12 protein-coding genes are annotated in these 18,119 nt (G+C 34.7%); 7 read left to right on the forward strand and 5 right to left on the reverse strand.

Annotated elements, in window-relative coordinates; all coding sequences use genetic code 11:
- The first annotated feature begins 63 nt into the window (after positions 1-63).
- The 4 genes from IEW76_RS07305 to IEW76_RS07320 are packed head-to-tail and all read left to right on the forward strand — an operon-like array spanning position 64 to position 4,052.
- Entirely contained in the window at positions 64-1,425 is a 1,362-nt protein-coding gene (locus IEW76_RS07305) for a DEAD/DEAH box helicase family protein (protein ID WP_188652367.1), read from the forward strand.
- A 16-nt stretch (positions 1,426-1,441) separates the two neighbouring features.
- On the forward strand, positions 1,442-1,609 hold the full coding sequence (locus IEW76_RS07310) for a hypothetical protein (RefSeq protein ID WP_188652370.1): 168 nt from the start codon (positions 1,442-1,444) through the stop codon (positions 1,607-1,609).
- Positions 1,609-3,585, forward strand: coding sequence for an AAA family ATPase (locus IEW76_RS07315; RefSeq protein ID WP_188652372.1), 1,977 nt, complete (start codon positions 1,609-1,611; stop codon positions 3,583-3,585). The genes IEW76_RS07310 and IEW76_RS07315 overlap by 1 nt, the downstream gene beginning before the upstream one ends.
- 5 nt (positions 3,586-3,590) lie before the next feature.
- Positions 3,591-4,052: a DNA phosphorothioation-associated protein 4 gene (locus IEW76_RS07320; RefSeq protein WP_188652374.1), complete on the forward strand. Its 462-nt coding sequence runs from the start codon at positions 3,591-3,593 to the stop codon at positions 4,050-4,052.
- A gap of 39 nt (positions 4,053-4,091) precedes the next feature.
- Here the strand turns inward: IEW76_RS07320 and IEW76_RS07325 are convergent, their stop codons facing one another.
- Genes IEW76_RS07325 through dndB form a run of 5 tightly spaced genes read right to left on the reverse strand, consistent with a single transcriptional unit; the run spans position 4,092 to position 10,301 of the window.
- Positions 4,092-5,210 (reverse strand): cysteine desulfurase family protein, encoded by a 1,119-nt coding sequence (locus IEW76_RS07325; protein WP_188652376.1) that lies wholly within the window; start codon positions 5,208-5,210, stop codon positions 4,092-4,094.
- Positions 5,211-5,214: 4 nt separating this feature from the next.
- Positions 5,215-5,607, reverse strand: coding sequence for a DNA sulfur modification protein DndE (gene dndE / locus IEW76_RS07330; RefSeq protein ID WP_188652378.1), 393 nt, complete (start codon positions 5,605-5,607; stop codon positions 5,215-5,217).
- 1 nt (position 5,608) lies between these two features.
- Positions 5,609-7,615, reverse strand: coding sequence for a DNA sulfur modification protein DndD (dndD, locus tag IEW76_RS07335; RefSeq protein WP_188652380.1), 2,007 nt, complete (start codon positions 7,613-7,615; stop codon positions 5,609-5,611).
- Between the two features lie 26 nt (positions 7,616-7,641).
- Complete coding sequence (gene dndC, locus IEW76_RS07340; protein WP_188652383.1) at positions 7,642-9,207, reverse strand: DNA phosphorothioation system sulfurtransferase DndC; 1,566 nt, start codon at positions 9,205-9,207, stop codon at positions 7,642-7,644.
- On the reverse strand, positions 9,204-10,301 hold the full coding sequence (gene dndB / locus IEW76_RS07345) for a DNA sulfur modification protein DndB (protein ID WP_188652385.1): 1,098 nt from the start codon (positions 10,299-10,301) through the stop codon (positions 9,204-9,206). The genes dndC and dndB overlap by 4 nt, the downstream gene beginning before the upstream one ends.
- Before the next feature lie 168 nt (positions 10,302-10,469).
- Here dndB and dptF point away from each other — a divergent pair, with 168 nt between their 5' ends.
- The 3 genes from dptF to dptH are packed head-to-tail and all read left to right on the forward strand — an operon-like array spanning position 10,470 to position 18,112.
- Positions 10,470-12,749 carry a DNA phosphorothioation-dependent restriction protein DptF gene (dptF, locus tag IEW76_RS07350; protein ID WP_188652387.1) on the forward strand — a complete coding sequence of 760 codons (2,280 nt, stop codon included), beginning with the start codon at positions 10,470-10,472 and terminating at the stop codon, positions 12,747-12,749.
- 1 nt (position 12,750) lies between these two features.
- Positions 12,751-14,172: a DNA phosphorothioation-dependent restriction protein DptG gene (dptG, locus tag IEW76_RS07355; protein WP_188652389.1), complete on the forward strand. Its 1,422-nt coding sequence runs from the start codon at positions 12,751-12,753 to the stop codon at positions 14,170-14,172.
- Positions 14,153-18,112, forward strand: coding sequence for a DNA phosphorothioation-dependent restriction protein DptH (gene dptH / locus IEW76_RS07360; RefSeq protein ID WP_188652391.1), 3,960 nt, complete (start codon positions 14,153-14,155; stop codon positions 18,110-18,112). Before dptG ends, dptH begins: the two co-directional genes overlap by 20 nt.
- The last annotated feature ends 7 nt before the right edge of the window (positions 18,113-18,119 follow it).

An 18,119-nucleotide genomic window follows, 5' to 3' on the forward strand; every position in this document is an offset into this window, starting at 1 on the left:
GAAGTATTTTACAATTGTTACTTTTGGTTTGATAAAATAGTAGTAGAAATTAGAGGTGATTACATGAACTTTAAAATCCCAGATTTTATAGAATTAAGAGACTATCAGCATCAAGCTATTGATAATTGGCTAGCAAACGAAAAACAAGGGCTCTTAGAAATGGCTACCGGTACAGGGAAAACAATTACTGCTTTGGCTCTTGCACAAGAGCTTTTTAAAGAGAAAAATAGATTAAATATTGTAATAGTCACTCCTTTTAATCAACTCTCATCCCAATGGATGAAAGAATGCAGAAACTTTGGCTTAAAGCCTATTAAGGCCTATGAGCAATCGAAGGTATGGTCACCTCAATTGGATGAATCAATTCGTGCCTTTAAAAAGGGCTATACCGATTTAGTTGTTACAGTTACTACTAATGCAACCTTCTCAATGGATACCTTTCAAAGTAAAGTGAATAAAATGGGGGAAGATACTCTAATCATTGTTGATGAGGCTCACTATTTTGGGGCTGAGAATTTAAATAAAAGCTTACCAGGAATCTTTCGGTATCGATTAGGCTTAACAGCCACTCCAACTCGCTGGATGGATGAGGGTGGCACAAACCAACTGATTAAGTATTTTGGCAATAAAGTTGTTTATTCTTTCTCATTAAAGGAAGCCATTGATCGGGGATTCTTAACCAGGTATTACTACTATCCGCACTTAGTTCATCTTAACGAAGAAGAAAGCGAACAATATATCGAGTTGACGAATAAAATCAAGAAACTCTATTATAGGTCAAAGGAAGATTCTGAAGCTAAAGAGTCGATGGAGAAGTTAGCTTTAAAGAGAGCTAGAATTATTTATTCTGCTGAAAATAAAATTTCAGTTTTAATAAATCTACTCAAAGAATCAGGTATCCACAAACACTCTTTGTTTTATTGTGGCGATGGGTATTACAAAAAGCAAAGACAAGTGGACGCAGTTAGAGAATTATTAAGTAATGATTTCAATGTAATTGCGAATAGATTTACCTCAAGAGAATCAAATCAGGAACGGAGTGAATTATTGAGCTCCTTTGAAAGTGGAAAAACGGAGGCTCTTGTTGCTATCAAATGTTTAGATGAAGGGATTGATGTACCTGCTACGAAGTATGCATATTTAATTGCAAGCTCTGGCAACCCTAAGGAATTTGTGCAAAGAAGGGGAAGGGTATTACGGAAACATCCTGATAAAAAGTTTGCTACAATCCATGACTTTATTGTGATTCCTCCAGACATTCAAGATGTAACTTCTGGTGAAGATGATTATTATAATATGGTAAGGTCCCAGTTAAAAAAAGAGTTCTTACGTTTTAAAGAATTCTCAGGTCTAGCTATAAATGGCCCGGAAGCTGAAAATGTAGTTTGGGAATTGAAAAGAGAGTTTAACTTAATGGATATATAATAAAGGGGTAATATATATGAACGAAAATGACTTATATCGAATATTAGACGAACTGGATGAACATGAACAACAAATATTTATGAAGATTGTAAAGGCGGAAAAGGAATTATTACATCGCAAATCGCTTCAAGGAACTTCTATTAAAAAGGATATTTACAACTTTATTAAAGAGGGGGTGAAATAATGCTAATCCGTAAATTAACACTGAATAACTTCAGACAGTATTTTGGGAAGCAGGAAATGAAGTTCTCTGTTAACGAAGATAATAATATAACAGTGATTCATGGAGAGAACGGAGCTGGTAAAACAGCACTATTAAATGCATTTAACTGGAGTTTATATGGAATAACAGATCTACCAGATCCAGATAAGCTAGTGAACAGTTATGCTGTAGAATCGGCGCCTGATGCTAGAAAAGTTGAAATGTATGTAGAGTTAGAATTTGAATCGCGTGAAGTAGAATACATATTAAAGAGGAGTATAGTTGGAACTAAATATGGTTCTGATTTAAGGAACCCTGAAGAGCAAATCTTACTTCAATATTTTAGCGACGGACAATGGAGAAAGCTAAGCAACCCCACAAATGAAATTAATCGCATATTACCCCAGAATCTCAGGAACTATTTCCTATTTGATGGGGAAAGGATTGATCATTTATCACGTCATGATGACAACGATGAAATTAAAGAAGCTGTAAAGGTAGTAATGGACCTTGAGATCATAGATCGAGGTATTAAGCACACTGAAGATGCAAAGAAAGATTTTCATAAAGAGTGGGCAAATTTCGCGGATGAGGAAACTAAGCAACTATTAGAACAGGAAGAAAGATATAAAGCGGAAAGAGAAGAGCTAATAGGAGAAGAGAGTCAATTAAAGAATAATATAGAGTATCGCAATAAACAAATAAAGGATATAGATGATCAACTTGCACTTGTAAAAGGAATAAGTGAAAAGCAACAAGAGCGGAAGCAGTTAGAAGAATCATTAAAAACGTCAAAAGCTGAATTAGAGACTGTTCAGACCTCTTTGCGTAAATTAGTTAGTAAGCAAGGTTATTTAGCTTCTACACATATACTTGCTGGAAAGATTAAATCTAAATTTGCCTCTGAGACTCCTCAACAAGAAATCTTTCCTGGGCTTACATCTGATTTAGTCCAATCAGTACTAGAGAAAGGGACATGTATATGCGGGGAAGAAGTTTGTAATCATCATAAAGAAAATCTTCAAAAGTTATTAGCATCAGTCTCCAAATATAGTCAAGAAGCAACGCAAAGTAATTTAAATACTCAAATGGAATTGGTTTTAGATAATCGTGATCGATTTATAAGCGAAATTGAAGATAAGCAAAAGTCAGAATACCGATTAAAAGAGCATATAATTGACTTACAAAACAAACTTGAGGAAATTAGCTCTGAATTAAGTAACCGTGAATATGAAAATGTTCCTGATTTGGAGAGTAATAGAAGAAAGTTCTTAGAGGATATCACCAATTATCAAAAGAGTATAGGGGTTATTGAACACAGAACAAAAGAGTTAGATTTAAAGATAAAAGAAATATCGGGGCAAATTAGTAAGCAGCAGCAAAAACAAGATAAAGCTAATTTAGCCAAACGACGTTTAGATACTTGCGAAAAGCTCACTGCAGTAATGCAAAAAATATATAACCTAAAAGAAGAAGAAGTTAAAACAGACTTACAAGAAAAAATTCAAGAAGTATATGGTAACTTCTTGCGCAAAGGATTTAAAATTTCACTAACAGATGACTTCAAGTTAGTGGTACAGAATCACTACGGTGAAAAGGTTGCGCTTTCTCAAGGAGAAAGGCAAATAACAAGTTTATCTTTTATAGGTGCCATTGTAGATATAGCAAGAAAGCACTATCAGAAAAAGTCTTCTAATCTAATTAATGAAGGTGGGATCTATCCACTGGTAATGGATTCACCATTTGGAGCTTTAGATTCTGATCATAGACACAGGGTTGCCCAAGGAATTCACAAATTATCTGAGCAGATCATAGTGATTGTATCTACCTCCCAATGGAAAGGGGAAGTAGAAGAGTCTCTCAAGAACCACGTTGGGCATCAATATATACTAAATTATCATGACCCAAGGCAGGATGTAGAAGAGACACATGAATATACGGAAATAAAAAGGTTGTGAACTAGATGTATAATAGAAGAGTTAGACGTCCAAAGCAACAAGAACACATTTATACAGAATTAACCGATAAAAATGAGTTTGGGATATTTGAAACATATAAAGACTTATTTATGCTCTCTCTTACAGTGGGGTATTTGGAGGGAGAGCGAATCCCTTTCAAGGAATCTTTGGAGTTAATTAATTGGCAAGTGTTTAGTGAACGAACGGATGAACCCGTTATCAATATGATTGCGTATTTGGAAACAGAAGACCTTTCTTTATTATATGATTCTACTGAGGAAAAATTTGAAGAAAAGATAACCATTGCTGAGGAATATGCAGCAAGTGGGGCCGAGAAAGTTTATAATATTATCATGGAAGACGAGAAGAATGGTTTAAGAAATGTTATTGATTATATAGAGGAACTTCACGATATCACAGATCATTCCGAGTTGGAAAGAAGACGTTTGACTCAAGATTTAATCTAATAAGCATTAAAGAGCAAGGTGTTTACACCTTGCTCTTTTTTATAGTTCATTAAAAATTTCTACTTCACTTAATTCAGAGTAAGGAGAAAAAGAGAAGCGAATCGATTCTCTAACAGCTTTAAGATCTAAACCGGTAGCTTGGAGTACATGTGATGGTTTGGCACTACTACAAGCAGAACCAGTGGAAGCGGCAATTATGGGAGCCAACTTTTTTAGCAATACTTCATTATTTAGTCCAATAAATTGAACGTTAACTACACCAGGGAGCTTGTCTTTTGTGTCCGAGTTGTAAGCGATATTATCGTGAAATTTTTCATTTAATATTTCTCTTAGGCGAAGTTCTAACTTGTTTAATTGTTTTCTGTTTTTATCTAAATTCTTTTTAGCGATTCGTGCAGCCTCGCCGAAACCAACGATATTATGGACAGAATAGGTACCGCTTCTTATCCCATCTTCTTGTCCTCCGCCATGAAATAAGGGAGTGAAGGGGATCAGCTTCCCGTATTGATCGCTTCTGATTGCTAGAGCCCCTACACCTTTAGGGCCATGCATCTTGTGCGCAGAACAAGAAAGAAAGCTAATCCCGTCTAGTTCATCCCAATTTATTTCCACTTTACCCAAAGCTTGGGTCGCATCAGTATGGAAAAAGACATTGTGCTCTTTGCAAATTGATGAGATTGCTTCAATATCGTTTAAAGATCCAAGTTCATTATTTCCCCACATGATTGAAACCAGAATTGTATCTTCTCTCATCACTTCTTTAAGATCATCAGGGTTAACTCTCCCATATTGGTCCACATCTAAATAAGTGACTTCATATCCTTTTGTTTCTAAATGCTCACATACATCCATAATCGCGCTGTGTTCGGCTTTAGAGGTAATAATGTGCTTCCCTTTATGGGTGTAATAATCAGCAACGCCTTTGAGAACCATGTTGTTGCTCTCGGTTGCACCACTGGTGAAAATAATCTCTTGCTCTTTCGAGTTCAATAATTTAGATAAGTGTGTTCTAGATTCCTTTATAGCCTGATCAGCATTTACGGCTAATTGATAATATTTCCCTGAAGGGTTTCCATACTCATTAGATAGGTAAGTAAGCATTTTGTCTTTTACCTCAGGTAAAATAGGGGTAGTTGCACTGTTATCTAAATAAAGCAATCTTTTAAGCCTCCTTGAGGTTTTCTTCCGACAACTTCAGAAGATTTCTTAATAATTTATCATAATTCCCTGAGTGCTTATATTCTTCATTTAATAGTTTCACACCTCTAGTTAGGTGAGCGTTAAATAAATTAGGGAAGTATTCTTCTTCTGTTACCTCTCGATTAGCATGTTGTCGAATTATAGCCTTATAGAAATAATCATTGTCGCCAGTGAGTGTATTTCGGTTGAATTCTAAACCATTGCGATCGGAAACAACTTCTCCCGGATTATCATTATTCAAAACAGATAATGATATTGCAATACGAGAGAGTAAATTAGGAGTTAGACCGGTGGAATTATGAAGATTCTTCAAGATTTCTGCTGTTTCAGCCGTTGTTTTTAAACGGAAATTCATATTATTGTTCCACCTTTTCTGTGCGCAAATTAAAGAAATGTTTTTCGATATTTGTCTTACGGTTCAGTGCATCGTAATTTAATGTATACTCGTTTGCAGTAGTTTTCTGTAAAGAGGTATACAGTTTAGGATCAATCTCTGAATCAGTGGACAAGACGATGTTCTGTACACCGAATTTCGGTAGTAATTTGGTGACAATCGAGTGTTTGTGCTCGTTATCGAGTCTCCCGAGTAAGGTATCAAGAATTAACGGCAGTTCTTTTTTAGAAGACATAATGGTTCCCCAAATAATAGATAAAGCTAATAATTCTTTTTCGCCTGCAGAAAGTATATCTTTATTAATAAATTCATTGTTGTGGTCAAGTATACTTAAACTAAAGTTTTTAGGGTCTATTGTAATATGGTTAATAAATTCTTCCTTACGAATCAAATCTTTGAACATTTTAGAAGAGAAATACTCAATATCTTTAATCTTATTTCTAAGTTGTTGTTGTTGAAACTTTTGACTGATTTGAATAATTTTTTGAGATTCTTCAAAAGAGGATTTAGTCTTATGAATTTTATGAAGCTGTTGCTTCACTTTCTCGTATTTGTTGTTTAAATCTTCTACTTCATCACTAGCGCTATGACGTTGATCTTTATAATTTTCTAGCTTGTCTTCCAAATCAGTAATAATTCGGTTATATTCTTCCATACTTTGAATCATATCTGCGAATTCTGGTGATTCTTCATTGTCTTTAAGTTTCTTTTTTAGGTCCTGTGTTTTTAGTAATAAGTTTTTATTTTCCTCAATAAGATTAAATACTTCTTGAAGATTGTTCAAACTCGTTTGAGAATTAAGTCCGTAAACTTGTTGAGCTTCGGTTTTTGAAGCATTATGAATAATTTTTACGTCATCTGTCTTTGCTAAGTGTGTAACAAGAGAGTCTTTTAATTGTTCTTCTTGTTTTTGATTTCCTGGTAAACCAAGTTTTTCGATTATTTGGTTTACAGGAAGGTTTTCTATTTTATCTTTTAATATATTAGATACGTGAAAATCCTCTTCATTTTTTAACTGCTCTACTAATTCATATAAACGAGGATACGCAATGAAGAATGGTAATTCTAAAGCAATAAATTCTTTTAATTTTTCATTAAGATGTTTTCTTTGACCTTCAATCTCATTGATTTCATTCTGTATTCTTGTTCTCTCTTCGTAAGCAATTCCGCCGTGTAAGGAGAAGTCTTTTTTAACATCTTGGTATCGCTGCTTATTAGCTTCTAAATCAGCTTCTGTATCTTCTACTAATTTTGATAGCTGCTGAAGTTGTTGGATTTTTTCGTTAAGCTTAGACTCGTATTCTTCCTTCTCATTTTCCAATTCTGTTTGCTCTTTTGATTTAGAACTCTGATTTAAATAGTTCCCTAAATCTTGTTCTAAGTTCTGGAATAGATCCAGGTTAAAGATTTTGGATGACAAGACTTTAAGGTAATGGGAGAGATTATCTTCATCAGTTAAATGAGATATTTCTTCACCATCAAAGAAACATAGTTCAAGTAGGGAAGGGGGAAAGCTAGTTCTTAAGTGCGTAAAGAACTGGTCTTTCTCCACTTCGCTTACTTCAACCCCGTCTTTAATGACAGAAACTTTTTCTTTAATTGAAGATTCTTCAACAATCCACTTACGGATAATTGATGCATGAATTCGAGTAAAGTTTTCAATCATAGAGAAATCGATTCTAATATTAAATTCGTCTTCATACTCTTTAATTTCACTCCGTTGCCGTTTTAAAGCATTGGAGTTGAGTAAGGAGCTTATTTTTTTTAGATATTCGTTGGACGTGGTCTTAAACCCATAGGCTAATGGGCCATACAATGCTAAGCGAACACTATTTAAGAAGGTGGTTTTACCAGACCCGTTTTTACCACCTATAAGAATTGTATTGTTTTCTTTATCTGTGTTGAAGTTGAAAATATTGATTCCTTCATAGGGACCTACGTTATTAAGAGAGATCTTCTTTAAAATCATAAACTACGTTTCCTTTCAATCAACCATTATAGGTGTAAATAGTCTTGTTGTAATGCTGATGATATTTGATCCATTAATCCTCGACGAACTTTAAAGCCTGTATAGTCTTTTTCAATTAAAAGAAGCTTCTTAACAAGTTTAAAATCAATTCCCTCTTCCTGGCACATCATTTCTAATTGGTGTAGTTCATCTTGGTCAAAGATTAACCGTTCGTCTTTTTCCCAATTAAGATCTTGTCCAAAAATGTTGTTATATAGAGAAGGAAGGCTGTCTTCAAAGTCGCCATGGTTAAACCAAATCTTACGAATCTCTTTTAATTCTTCATCTTTTATAAGATCATATTCTTCGTCGAATGGATGGGTTAAATCCCGTTGAACCTGTAGGAGGTACTCCAGTATTTCTTTACGTGCTTCCAGAGTAAACGGTCCTAAACCAAGTCTGCATAAATTGCCTTTTTCATCTCTGATTAAAACCATTGGATCATCAGAAGAAGAAAGGTCAATGTTGTGTTTGTCGAGGTAACCTTTTAGTTCATGCTTTTCTATTTGGTCAAATTTATCTAATGGAATTAAGTCTTTCTTTCTACTTCCCTTTTTAGGGATAATGACATATTCTGTTCCATCAATTTCTTTAATTTGCATTGGTCTAAAGTATACCTGACCATCCATGCGATACTTCATTCTTCTTGTACGATCATCTCTTATCGATGCTAACCAGTTTCTGAAATCAAGAAGGGGCTTCATCCAGTCATGTCCGCTGTTAATAAATCCACTTAAAGCCTTATCTTCATTAACAACTGTACATACCCAACAACCAAACCTGGAGTTACCACAAGAACCTGCAGACTCTTTTACAGTCTTATCTACAACTAATGGGCACTCACCACTACCTGACTCTTTATATAGACGGTGAAGTTCGTAATTGTCGTCTCCCCAAGGAGATTCAAAGTTTAGAAGATAGTTCCATACTTCATCTAAGTCAAATTTGCGAATAGGAGCATAGACATAAGCATTAGATAGAGTGGAGTGTCTCATCAGTACTTTACCCTCAACAGAGTGCGATTTAATAACATTAGCTCGAGTTGCGCTTTCCGTTTCGCGAACACCTAATACCATTATGACCTCGCCGAAAGAATCAACTTTATCTTTAATAAATTGGTTTGCTGGATCGATTTTGAGACGATCCGTACACCATCTGAATTGTTGGTTTGGAGAAGGATAACCTTTACCAATAATATTCACCCAGAAAGATTGTTCTACCATAGGCTTTACCTTGTGCGTTTCAATTGGTAAATTAAGTTCTACGGCCTTTTCTTCAATTCGGCGTAGTGTTGTATTAATCGATTGTATAATCAGCGGTGTTTCGACTAGAGTGTCAGACGATATTACATAGATTTTTTTAGTTAATTGGTCGGCTGGCATTTCGCTCAACGCTTCAAATACTAATTGCACAACTACAGTGGAATCTTTACCTCCGCTATATCCGATTACCCAAGGTCGGTCGTCCGCTAAATAAGTTCTTTTTACTTCTTCTTTAGCTTGGTCAATAAGAGTTGTTTTTTCATTAAATGCTTGTGAAATAATCCCGGTCATTTTGATGTTCCTTTCTTAAACTGCTCTTCTATAACTCTTTCATTTTCTGAAAGTGGAAGATCTAATAAATTCTTAATTTGTATTGCTGTTAGTTTAATGGTGTGGCCCGTTTTTTGTACGCGACCATTGTTTATGGCTCTGCCTTCCCAATAATCAGAGTTAGTCCTAGACCAGTCAATTGTTTTCAATGCAGAGATATAATCCTTCCACTTATTATGATAATTAGCTCTGAGTTCTTTACCAACAAGGCCAATTGCTTCAAGAAAAACGCCATGACCTACGACGTAATTAATTCGCAACTCCTTTGGGGTAAGGTGTCGTTCCATAACTTGTTCCCATTCTAAAATAGAAGAAGTAAGGGTTTCCCAAAATTCAATAAGGAAGCGCTCATCTTCATCGGAAATAGGGTCACCTTTTGAGATTCCTAGCAATTTTAGGTTAGTATTGAACACATGGTTGAGCGAAAGGATTTTGGGAGAATTCTTTGAAAGAGACACCTTTTCTCGATCTGTATATCTTTTTAAGAAAGGGTTAGTTTCAATAATCGTTCTCGTAGCAATTGCTAACTTATCGCGATGGTCATACAATATACCTATAGAAGAGGTAGTATTTACAGCATGTCTGTTAAGATCAGAGAAAATTTGTTGAGATCGTTTTAAACCTGAATCCACAAAAAATACGACGGAAATCGTTTCGCTACCCAATTCGGGGTTGAGCTTTAAGGCTTCTTCAATAGCAGCTCTTCGATGTTGTCCGTCGTTAATCAGAAATCTGGCATCTAACGAAATCGTTAGCATTCCCATATCGCTAAAAGCGGGTTGTTCTGAGACTGAGTTGAACTCTACGTCTCCATCAATTGATGCAGTTAGGGACGAGAAAACATAGTCTTCTTTATTATCAACTATGTAGTTTGTCATTTCAGGAATTCTATTTTTATTAATAATTCTTTGAGCTCTGTAGTCTGGCGGAACTTCTTCTTCATCAAACAAGAAGATTTTAGGGATTACACGCAATGGACACATTGCAATGTAATATTCCTGTCCTGCTTGGACACCTTTAATGGCAGGGAAATTATAACTGAAACCAAAGTCCATGTAAATCCTCCTGATTACGTACGTAATTTTATAGTTTTATTATAAACCTAAACTATTAAACTCTCAATGATTAAAACTGGAATTTAGCAGAAATTGTCGGTAATTGTATTTGTTATTTTATGTTAAAATTGTATTAAATTTAGTTGAAGTGTTCGGAGGTAGAAAGTAATGTCGGAGAAACATTTTTGTTCTTTCCTAGAAGAATATAGTGAATCACTTTACAATCTCGCTCAAAAAGTAGATGAGCTTGTTTATGTAGATGCTACATCTTCTATTATTCAAGGAAGAAAATTTGCAGAGAATCTTCTAAAAGAAATATATCGAGAAGAGAAAGATGTGAAGGATGAACGTTTCTTCCCAAAACTATATGATATGTTACATGAATTATATAGGGAAGGTATATTCGATAAGAAGCTACAAGAGGAAATTGATTTTCTGCGTCTTAATGGAAATAGAGCAGTACACGATGAGAAAGAGCACTCACAAATCGTTGCATTAAAAGTTCACAAGAAGGTGTTCAAGCTTGCAGGCTGGTATACAGAAGTATACGGTTCTCCTAATTTTGAAACACCGAATTATGTGGAACCCAAAGCTACTCCAAATGTAAATGAAGACTACATCCAAGAGCTTATTCGCCAACATATTAGCCAATACACAGCTCCAAGTGTCGATCAAGGGACTGAGGTAGAGGAGAAGAACGATGGATATCAAATAGCCGAAGATTTAGGCGAAGATCAAAGCTATTTGGTTCGAGAATTAAATAGATTAAAAGCTTCATCTCAAGAAGCTCTAGAAAATGTGGGGAACTTTTCTGAGTTTAAGAATTACCTTCACGTAGAACGTAAAATACAAAAGAATTTAGAAGCTGAGTTAGAAAAGGCTTTAGAACAAGACAAAAAATTAATCCTCCTATCAGGTAGTGTGGGAGACGGGAAATCGCATTTATTATCTTATATTTCAGAAAATATTCCAGAGAAAATCCGCGACTTTACTATAATTAATGATGCTACTGAGAGTAATTCTCCAGATAAGAATAGTATGGATACATTACGTGAAAAGTTAGAGAGATTTAGTGACCAGCGTTTAACAGATGGAAAAGAGAAAGTCATTCTTGCTATTAATTTAGGTGTATTGAATAACTTTGTTTCTTATGATCACACGAACTTGACCTTTAACAAGTTAGAAAAATTCGTGGAAAATAGTGGTCTATTTAGCGAGGAAATTACAGAAGTGTTTGACCGAGATGAGTTTTCAATCATTAATTTCTCTGATTACCAGCCATTCCAGTTAAAGGCTAATAAGGTGTTCTCTAAATACTTCGACGATATCTTTCATAAAGTAACAGAAAGTAATTCTAATAATCCTTTTTACCAAGCTTATCAGAAGGATTTACAACGAAATTTTTATACGGCTGTTCATTTAAATTACGAACTGCTATCAGATGGTAATACTAAAAATATATTAAATAGATTGATATGTCATTTAATTCTAGAAGAAAAAATCGTAATCTCAACTCGTACGTTCTTAAACTTTGTAGCCGACTTACTAATTCCATCTGAGGTTAATTTGAGTGATCTACGTATTGAAAACATGACAGAGTTTGAAAGAATTGAACACTCTTTGCCAGCGCTATTGTTTGACCGACAGGGTAGAAGTGACTTAATAGATAGTATCCAAAAATATGATCCTATTCATAATAGATCAAAAACATTAGACGAGATTATTAATAGTCTGTATAGTACAAAAGATTTTAACAAGGTAATGGGCGATTACATTAAGGATGAGGCTTACAAAAAAATATTTGAGCCTTTTATTAGTCTCTTGCAGAGTAAGGAGAATAATTTAGAGGACGAATCATTCCAATCCCTTACTAAGATCTTTATACGTGCTGCTTACTTTACAGATAGTTACCTTCAAGAGGAACTAGAAGAGAACTCTATGAAACAGTACATTCGTTTCTTGTATGGATATAACAGAGGTGAAGAGAATACGATTATAGACATTTATGAGAGTGTCAGAAAAGCGATTTTCGCTTGGAAAGGTTCACCCAAGAAAGGGTACGTTTATATTAATAATATGGCGGAATCTTATCGAGTTGCTCAGAAAGTGGATTTCAATCCTTTCCCTAATCCGAAAGTTAATTTGAAAGAGGTTTTTGAGTCATTTACCACAACAATGGAGCTAACTTTCGTAGACCAATCTAATACAAAAAGGATTAGTTTAGAGATTGACTATCCTTTATATGAATTGCTTTATAAAGTGTCTAGTGGTTATAGGCCTAATAAAAAAGATTATGAAGATGGATTAGCCTTTACAACATTTATGGATCAGCTAATATCGATGTCTAATAACTCTGATCTTCTTATTCATTTTCATGAAGATGAAGAGTTATTCAGTCTAGAAAAGAATTTCATGAGAGCATTTGCGTTTGAGAAGGTGGAAAATTAAAATGAGCGGATATTTTAACTTCGAAGCTATAGATAATAGCCTAAGCAAAAAGAAAACTGAAAAGGGAATCAGTTCACACGATATAGGAGAGGTGAAATTTTCATTTCCGTTTACTTCACACACGACTAAAGTATTTAGCGAGGGGATCAATGAAGTTATTGGTGAATTAGTTAGATTGACGAACAATTTAGATGATCCAGAAATCACCTATGATGGGGACTATACTTATTCTGATTATCCATTAATCAATAATGTCATTGAAAATGTCAAATTTCCAGGTGATCAGCATCAAGAAAAACTTTCTAAATTTCTTGAGGAGTATCTATTTAAAGGAAGTCAAGAATTAAAGCCTCTTCACCTTTATTTATTTAACTATATAGAAGTAAATAAAGACAAGAATGAAAAGATTAAATATGCAAGGTTTATCTATGATTTTTTATTCTATCCTAATCCTGAAATTTCCTCCATCTTTTCATCGAAAGATACTGATAATTTATTGACTGAACTAATTATTTCATCCTTAAAAGATTTAGAGACTAGAAAGAAAAGTAAACAGATAGACGGAACAAAATACTCCAATACATTACCGTTATTGTCTGAACTATTTGTAGAGGATTTTATGTATTTGAGTAAGCATAAAGATTACTTTATTAATCATTTCTTTAACATGATTCACTTTTATATTTTCCAATATTTATTACAGTTTCTTAAAAAGGCACAAAAATTTGGAGAAGAGCAAGATCTATATTATATGGAGCCTTTCCACTTTACTTTCGATTGGGAGACCGGAGTAGGTGGTTATAGAGATGCCGTAGAAGATTATAAGTTTATTAAAAATAATGCTAATAATTTATTTGTGCACGTACATTGCATGTCTCATATTAGTCATAATGAGGCTTTCTATAACGCAGGTCATGAACTTAAAAATTATACTAGAGTCATAAATGAACTGTCGCATTTATCTACTGAAGAGCGGCTAATGGAAAAAGAAAAACTTTATAATTGGGTAAAAAAGTACTCTGAATTAATTCAAGAAGACTTACCTGAAAGCTTTAATGAAAACATGGAATTCACAGAAATGTTCAAAGTCCTATTCAATCAGCTTCAAAAAGGTATGAGTATGGGAGTGCGAAAAAAATACGGAAGCAATATTGATAGCATTGGAAAAGAACGCTTCCTCAAAGCTCGAGGTAAACATGGTTTTATATTGTCGTTAAAACAGGAAGACTTCTTAATGCTTAGTGCTGTTGCTGTTAAAGATAAGAAAATACCTCTAAAAGAATTTTTTAATCAACTTGAAGTTAGAGGCGTTGCCTTTGACCAATATTCAAAAAAAGAAGCAGTTAAGCTGCTAGACCAACAGAATTATATAGAAAAGAAGAGTGATAGTGGTGATGCCCAATATGTCAAACCAATTCTTTAATTTTGTAACTACAATCATATATGAGTATTTCTCTAAAAATTTACCTACATCTGGCGACCGTTACTATTTAATACTCAATAACTATGAAGATGTTAAAGCATTTAAAGATGCTTTAGAGCAATCTATTGCAACTGAGGCCTTTCACTACCCCTTAGAAAATGGAGAGGTCTATACAACAAAGCAAATTGAGTATTCTGAAGGAGCCGACCTAGTAATTGCAAATACTAGCTCACAAATAACGAATGATTTCCTCGTTACTCTAAGAAATAGGGTGGGGGACCAAGTTAATGATTGGAAAGGAAAAGCTCTATTAAGCATAATAACTGATGATTTAGATTCAATCAGCGGAGGGAGTATTTCTCTTCAAAGTGAAGGAATGCCTCTTCATCCGAAAGAGTTGTCTCAAAATATTAAGCATAAAATTCAGGAAGAGGTACCAGACTCAACTGATTGTATTGTTTTGAATAACTACTTAAATCAGATTGATGAAGATCGAATGTTACAGTTCACTACTTTTTATGATTATAAAGAAGTTATTGAAATTGTGAACGCTGGGCGACTTTCTACAACCGATTACAAGAACCTTGGTATGTTTAAGGATGAAGAACTAGGTAACTCCAAAGGGTCTAATCTAGAAGATCGCTTAAAGAAAAACAAAGAGCTTTATTCAAAGTTAGAGAAATTAAATGAATTAAATCAAGATGATGTAGAATATGAGCGACTGTTTATCGAGAAAGATATCCCTAAATTCAAGAAGGATGACTGGAGAGAACTAGACTTCTCCACAGTTTATCATTCAAATAAGAAGCGTATGGAAACGACTAAGGGAACCAAGGTGACTTTTGATAAAGTAAAAGTACCCACAAATGTGCGCTGTAATTATATTGTTCGGCCGCTATCTGAAAAAGGTGCCGGTAAACGTAAATTTCAGCTATTAATTTATACAGATGAACCTCAAGAAGTGAATTTCTCATTAAACATAGATGTTAAAAATAGTGAAAAAGAGGGTCTGCATCAGGAATTTCTAAAGCAGCATGGTAAAGAATCAACTGTTAAAGTGAGAAAACGTGCCCTAGATGTCACTATTCCTACTAATGAGAATCACCCTGTATTTGAAAGGTTAGTTTATAAGCATGAAGGAAAGGCATCATTAGGGGCGGAGTTTATGATTTGTGTTCTACCTTTTAATGAACAGATCTTTCAAGACTACCATTCTTCATTTGAGGTAAATTTTAAAGAAAAATTATTAAAAGTTCCTTTTGATAGCAATGAGGTGAAAATTGGTTATAATCCTGTGCAAGTTCACTCACTATCAGACAACCAGTCCACAATAGAATTGGTCGATCATGAAGGTGCTGTTTTTGAAGTACCCGACGACATGTTAGATCGAGAAGAACGGTTAACCTTTAATGTGAAATATCAGAATTGGAATATGGAAATTGAACTGGCTGGCGAAAAGCCAGAAACACTGCCGATTAGTGCTGATAAATTAGCTAAGTTAAAAAGGGAAACTCAAGCTACATTTGCACTAAAAGGAAATAAAGTGAGTAGCAATCAAACACCAGACTATTATGTCTACAATGAATACAAGGACTACCTTAACATTGAAGAAGCATGGCTAGAAGACATAGCCTATGCGGGGACAGAAAGTGGAGGGCAGTTTATTCCAAGTGACCAAATAAAATTATCTCCTGAGTTAAAGAATGCCTATAATCGCTTTGTTAACAGCTTTACAAAGCAACCCCCTTCCCTTGTGTATTGGACTGATACGATTAAAGAGCGAGCTCAAGAGTATGTAACAGAATTTATCGAAGCAATTAAGGGGTTTGATCAAGAATCTATCGAAGGAAATAAACGTAAAAGCCTATTTAAATTGGGGACGATTTTTAATGAGAATGGCAACCAGATTAAGCTAACCCCTTTTCACCCTTTAAATGTGGCATTCGAATTAAGGCGCCTTCATGAATTGGATGACGAAGACATTGATATAGGGATCCTTGATCGATTAAAACCAGATGGTTTGTTGCCTTATATATATGGGGATCATGACTCGGCAGTGTTTAATCCTTCATCTCAACAGAATATACCTGGATGGATTGTTTATGAAAAAGTAAATTCAGCAAACGTAATCGACGCTGACTTATATTTAGACAAAGTAGTAAAAGATAAGCTAAAACAATTCGAAGAGCACTTTTCTTATTTGTTTTTAAATCAATCTGTCGCACCGATTAAGGTGAATTTAATTAACATCTTAAATGATTATCAAGCAATTCGAGGTTTAATTAAATGGTATCTTGATAAGAAAAATAAACAAAAAATAAGAAAGATGCCTCCAATTATTGTAAACGTATACCGTGAAGAAAGTGGAAAAAGCTTTTGTGAGACCTTTACGGAAGTAAGTAAAGTAGAGGAATTTGAGCGTGTCTTTGACGTTAAATTGAAATCTCAGGATCAATCGTCTGAAGATCTCCTAGAAGAACTACACAATAATATGCAATTCTACGTTGTCACTGGTTCTAGTAAAACGTTTGAGTATGCCCATATTTCTTTCTATAAGATGGAAGCTCAGAAGCAGTTTGCGTCTCAGCCTATGGAACAGTTAGAGTCTGGTGTATCGATGAACGGGCTTTACACGACAGTACCTTCCAAAAAGTTTGAAGAAGACTATAGAAGCGGCTTTGGTGTGAAAGATTACAGCATTGTAGACAACGACTTATTGTTGAATTGCGCTTACTATACAAATGAACTAGCTTCGAATATGGTCAACCAGGCAAGTGATACGTATAACAAGGGCAGAGGACTTGTTGCCCGTACTACTTTAGATGACTTAAATGTGATCTATAGCATACTACAATCCTCCAATTGGGTTACATTCGTAGATCCTGGTGTAGAACTAGATTTCTTTGAACGAACGATAGAAGGGTTATTAGTTATTCATTATAATGACCAATATTCTTCATCTAGCAGATACGATGCGATTACAGTTACGAGCAGCTCTAATCAGTATTTTGATGTAATTAAGGAATTCTTTGAGTCTCTTCACATCCCAACAGACGATAAGCCTGAAGCAGTTGAGAGAACTATCTCAGCGTTTAATACGATTAATGGAGAATGGCTACTCAAGATCATAGGAAATAGAGGGTATTACACCGAAGAAAAGTTAAGTATTATCGCAGCAATTAAAACAGCCCTAGCTTACTTTGACCATAAAAATATACTTTGGGTTCCAATATCACTCGAAGAAGTCCTTCGAGTGGCTGGAGCAGTGAGCTTAAATAAAACGGGTGGGATCTTCACGGCTAAGAACCTCGGGGCTTCGGGCAAACACAGTGACGATGTTCTCTTAATTGGAATTGAGGAGCTAGATGGTGACTTGAAAGTGCACCTGTATCCTATAGAAGTGAAAATCGGTAATAATAATGAAAGTGTTATTAATAAAGCTAGAGAACAAATTACGAAAACAAGTCATCTATTAGAAGAAAAAACTGTAAGTAACGAGGATTCATTTATGAAATCCTTTTACCAGAATTTCTTTATACAGTTATTTACTTCTAATGCCAAACGTATGACTCAAACCCAATTCTTCTCCAGTAAAGACTATCAACTGTCTAATAATTTGAATGAGAAGCTTAAAAAGGGAGAATATGAGTTTGTTAGTAACTTAAGACCCTATGCTGGTAAGGGAGCGATTGTCTCCTATAAGAAGGGAATTTACGTTCGCACAAATGAGATTGGAGAAGAAACTCTCCTCATTGAATTGTCTAAAGAAGACGATTTAATGCGCTGTTTGACAGATGAAGTAGAAGAACTACAAAACTGGTTAACAAGTGAATCGGCTGACTTTATTAAAGAGAACATCTTTAAGTATGCTTATTCCAACAACAAAGAGTTGGAGAAACCAGATGTCAAAGGGCAGATCTATAAGATATTGAATGATTGATTTTTAA

The sequence above is a fragment of the Pontibacillus salipaludis genome (genome assembly GCF_014642405.1).
Taxonomy (GTDB): Bacteria; Bacillota; Bacilli; order Bacillales; family BH030062; genus Pontibacillus; species Pontibacillus salipaludis.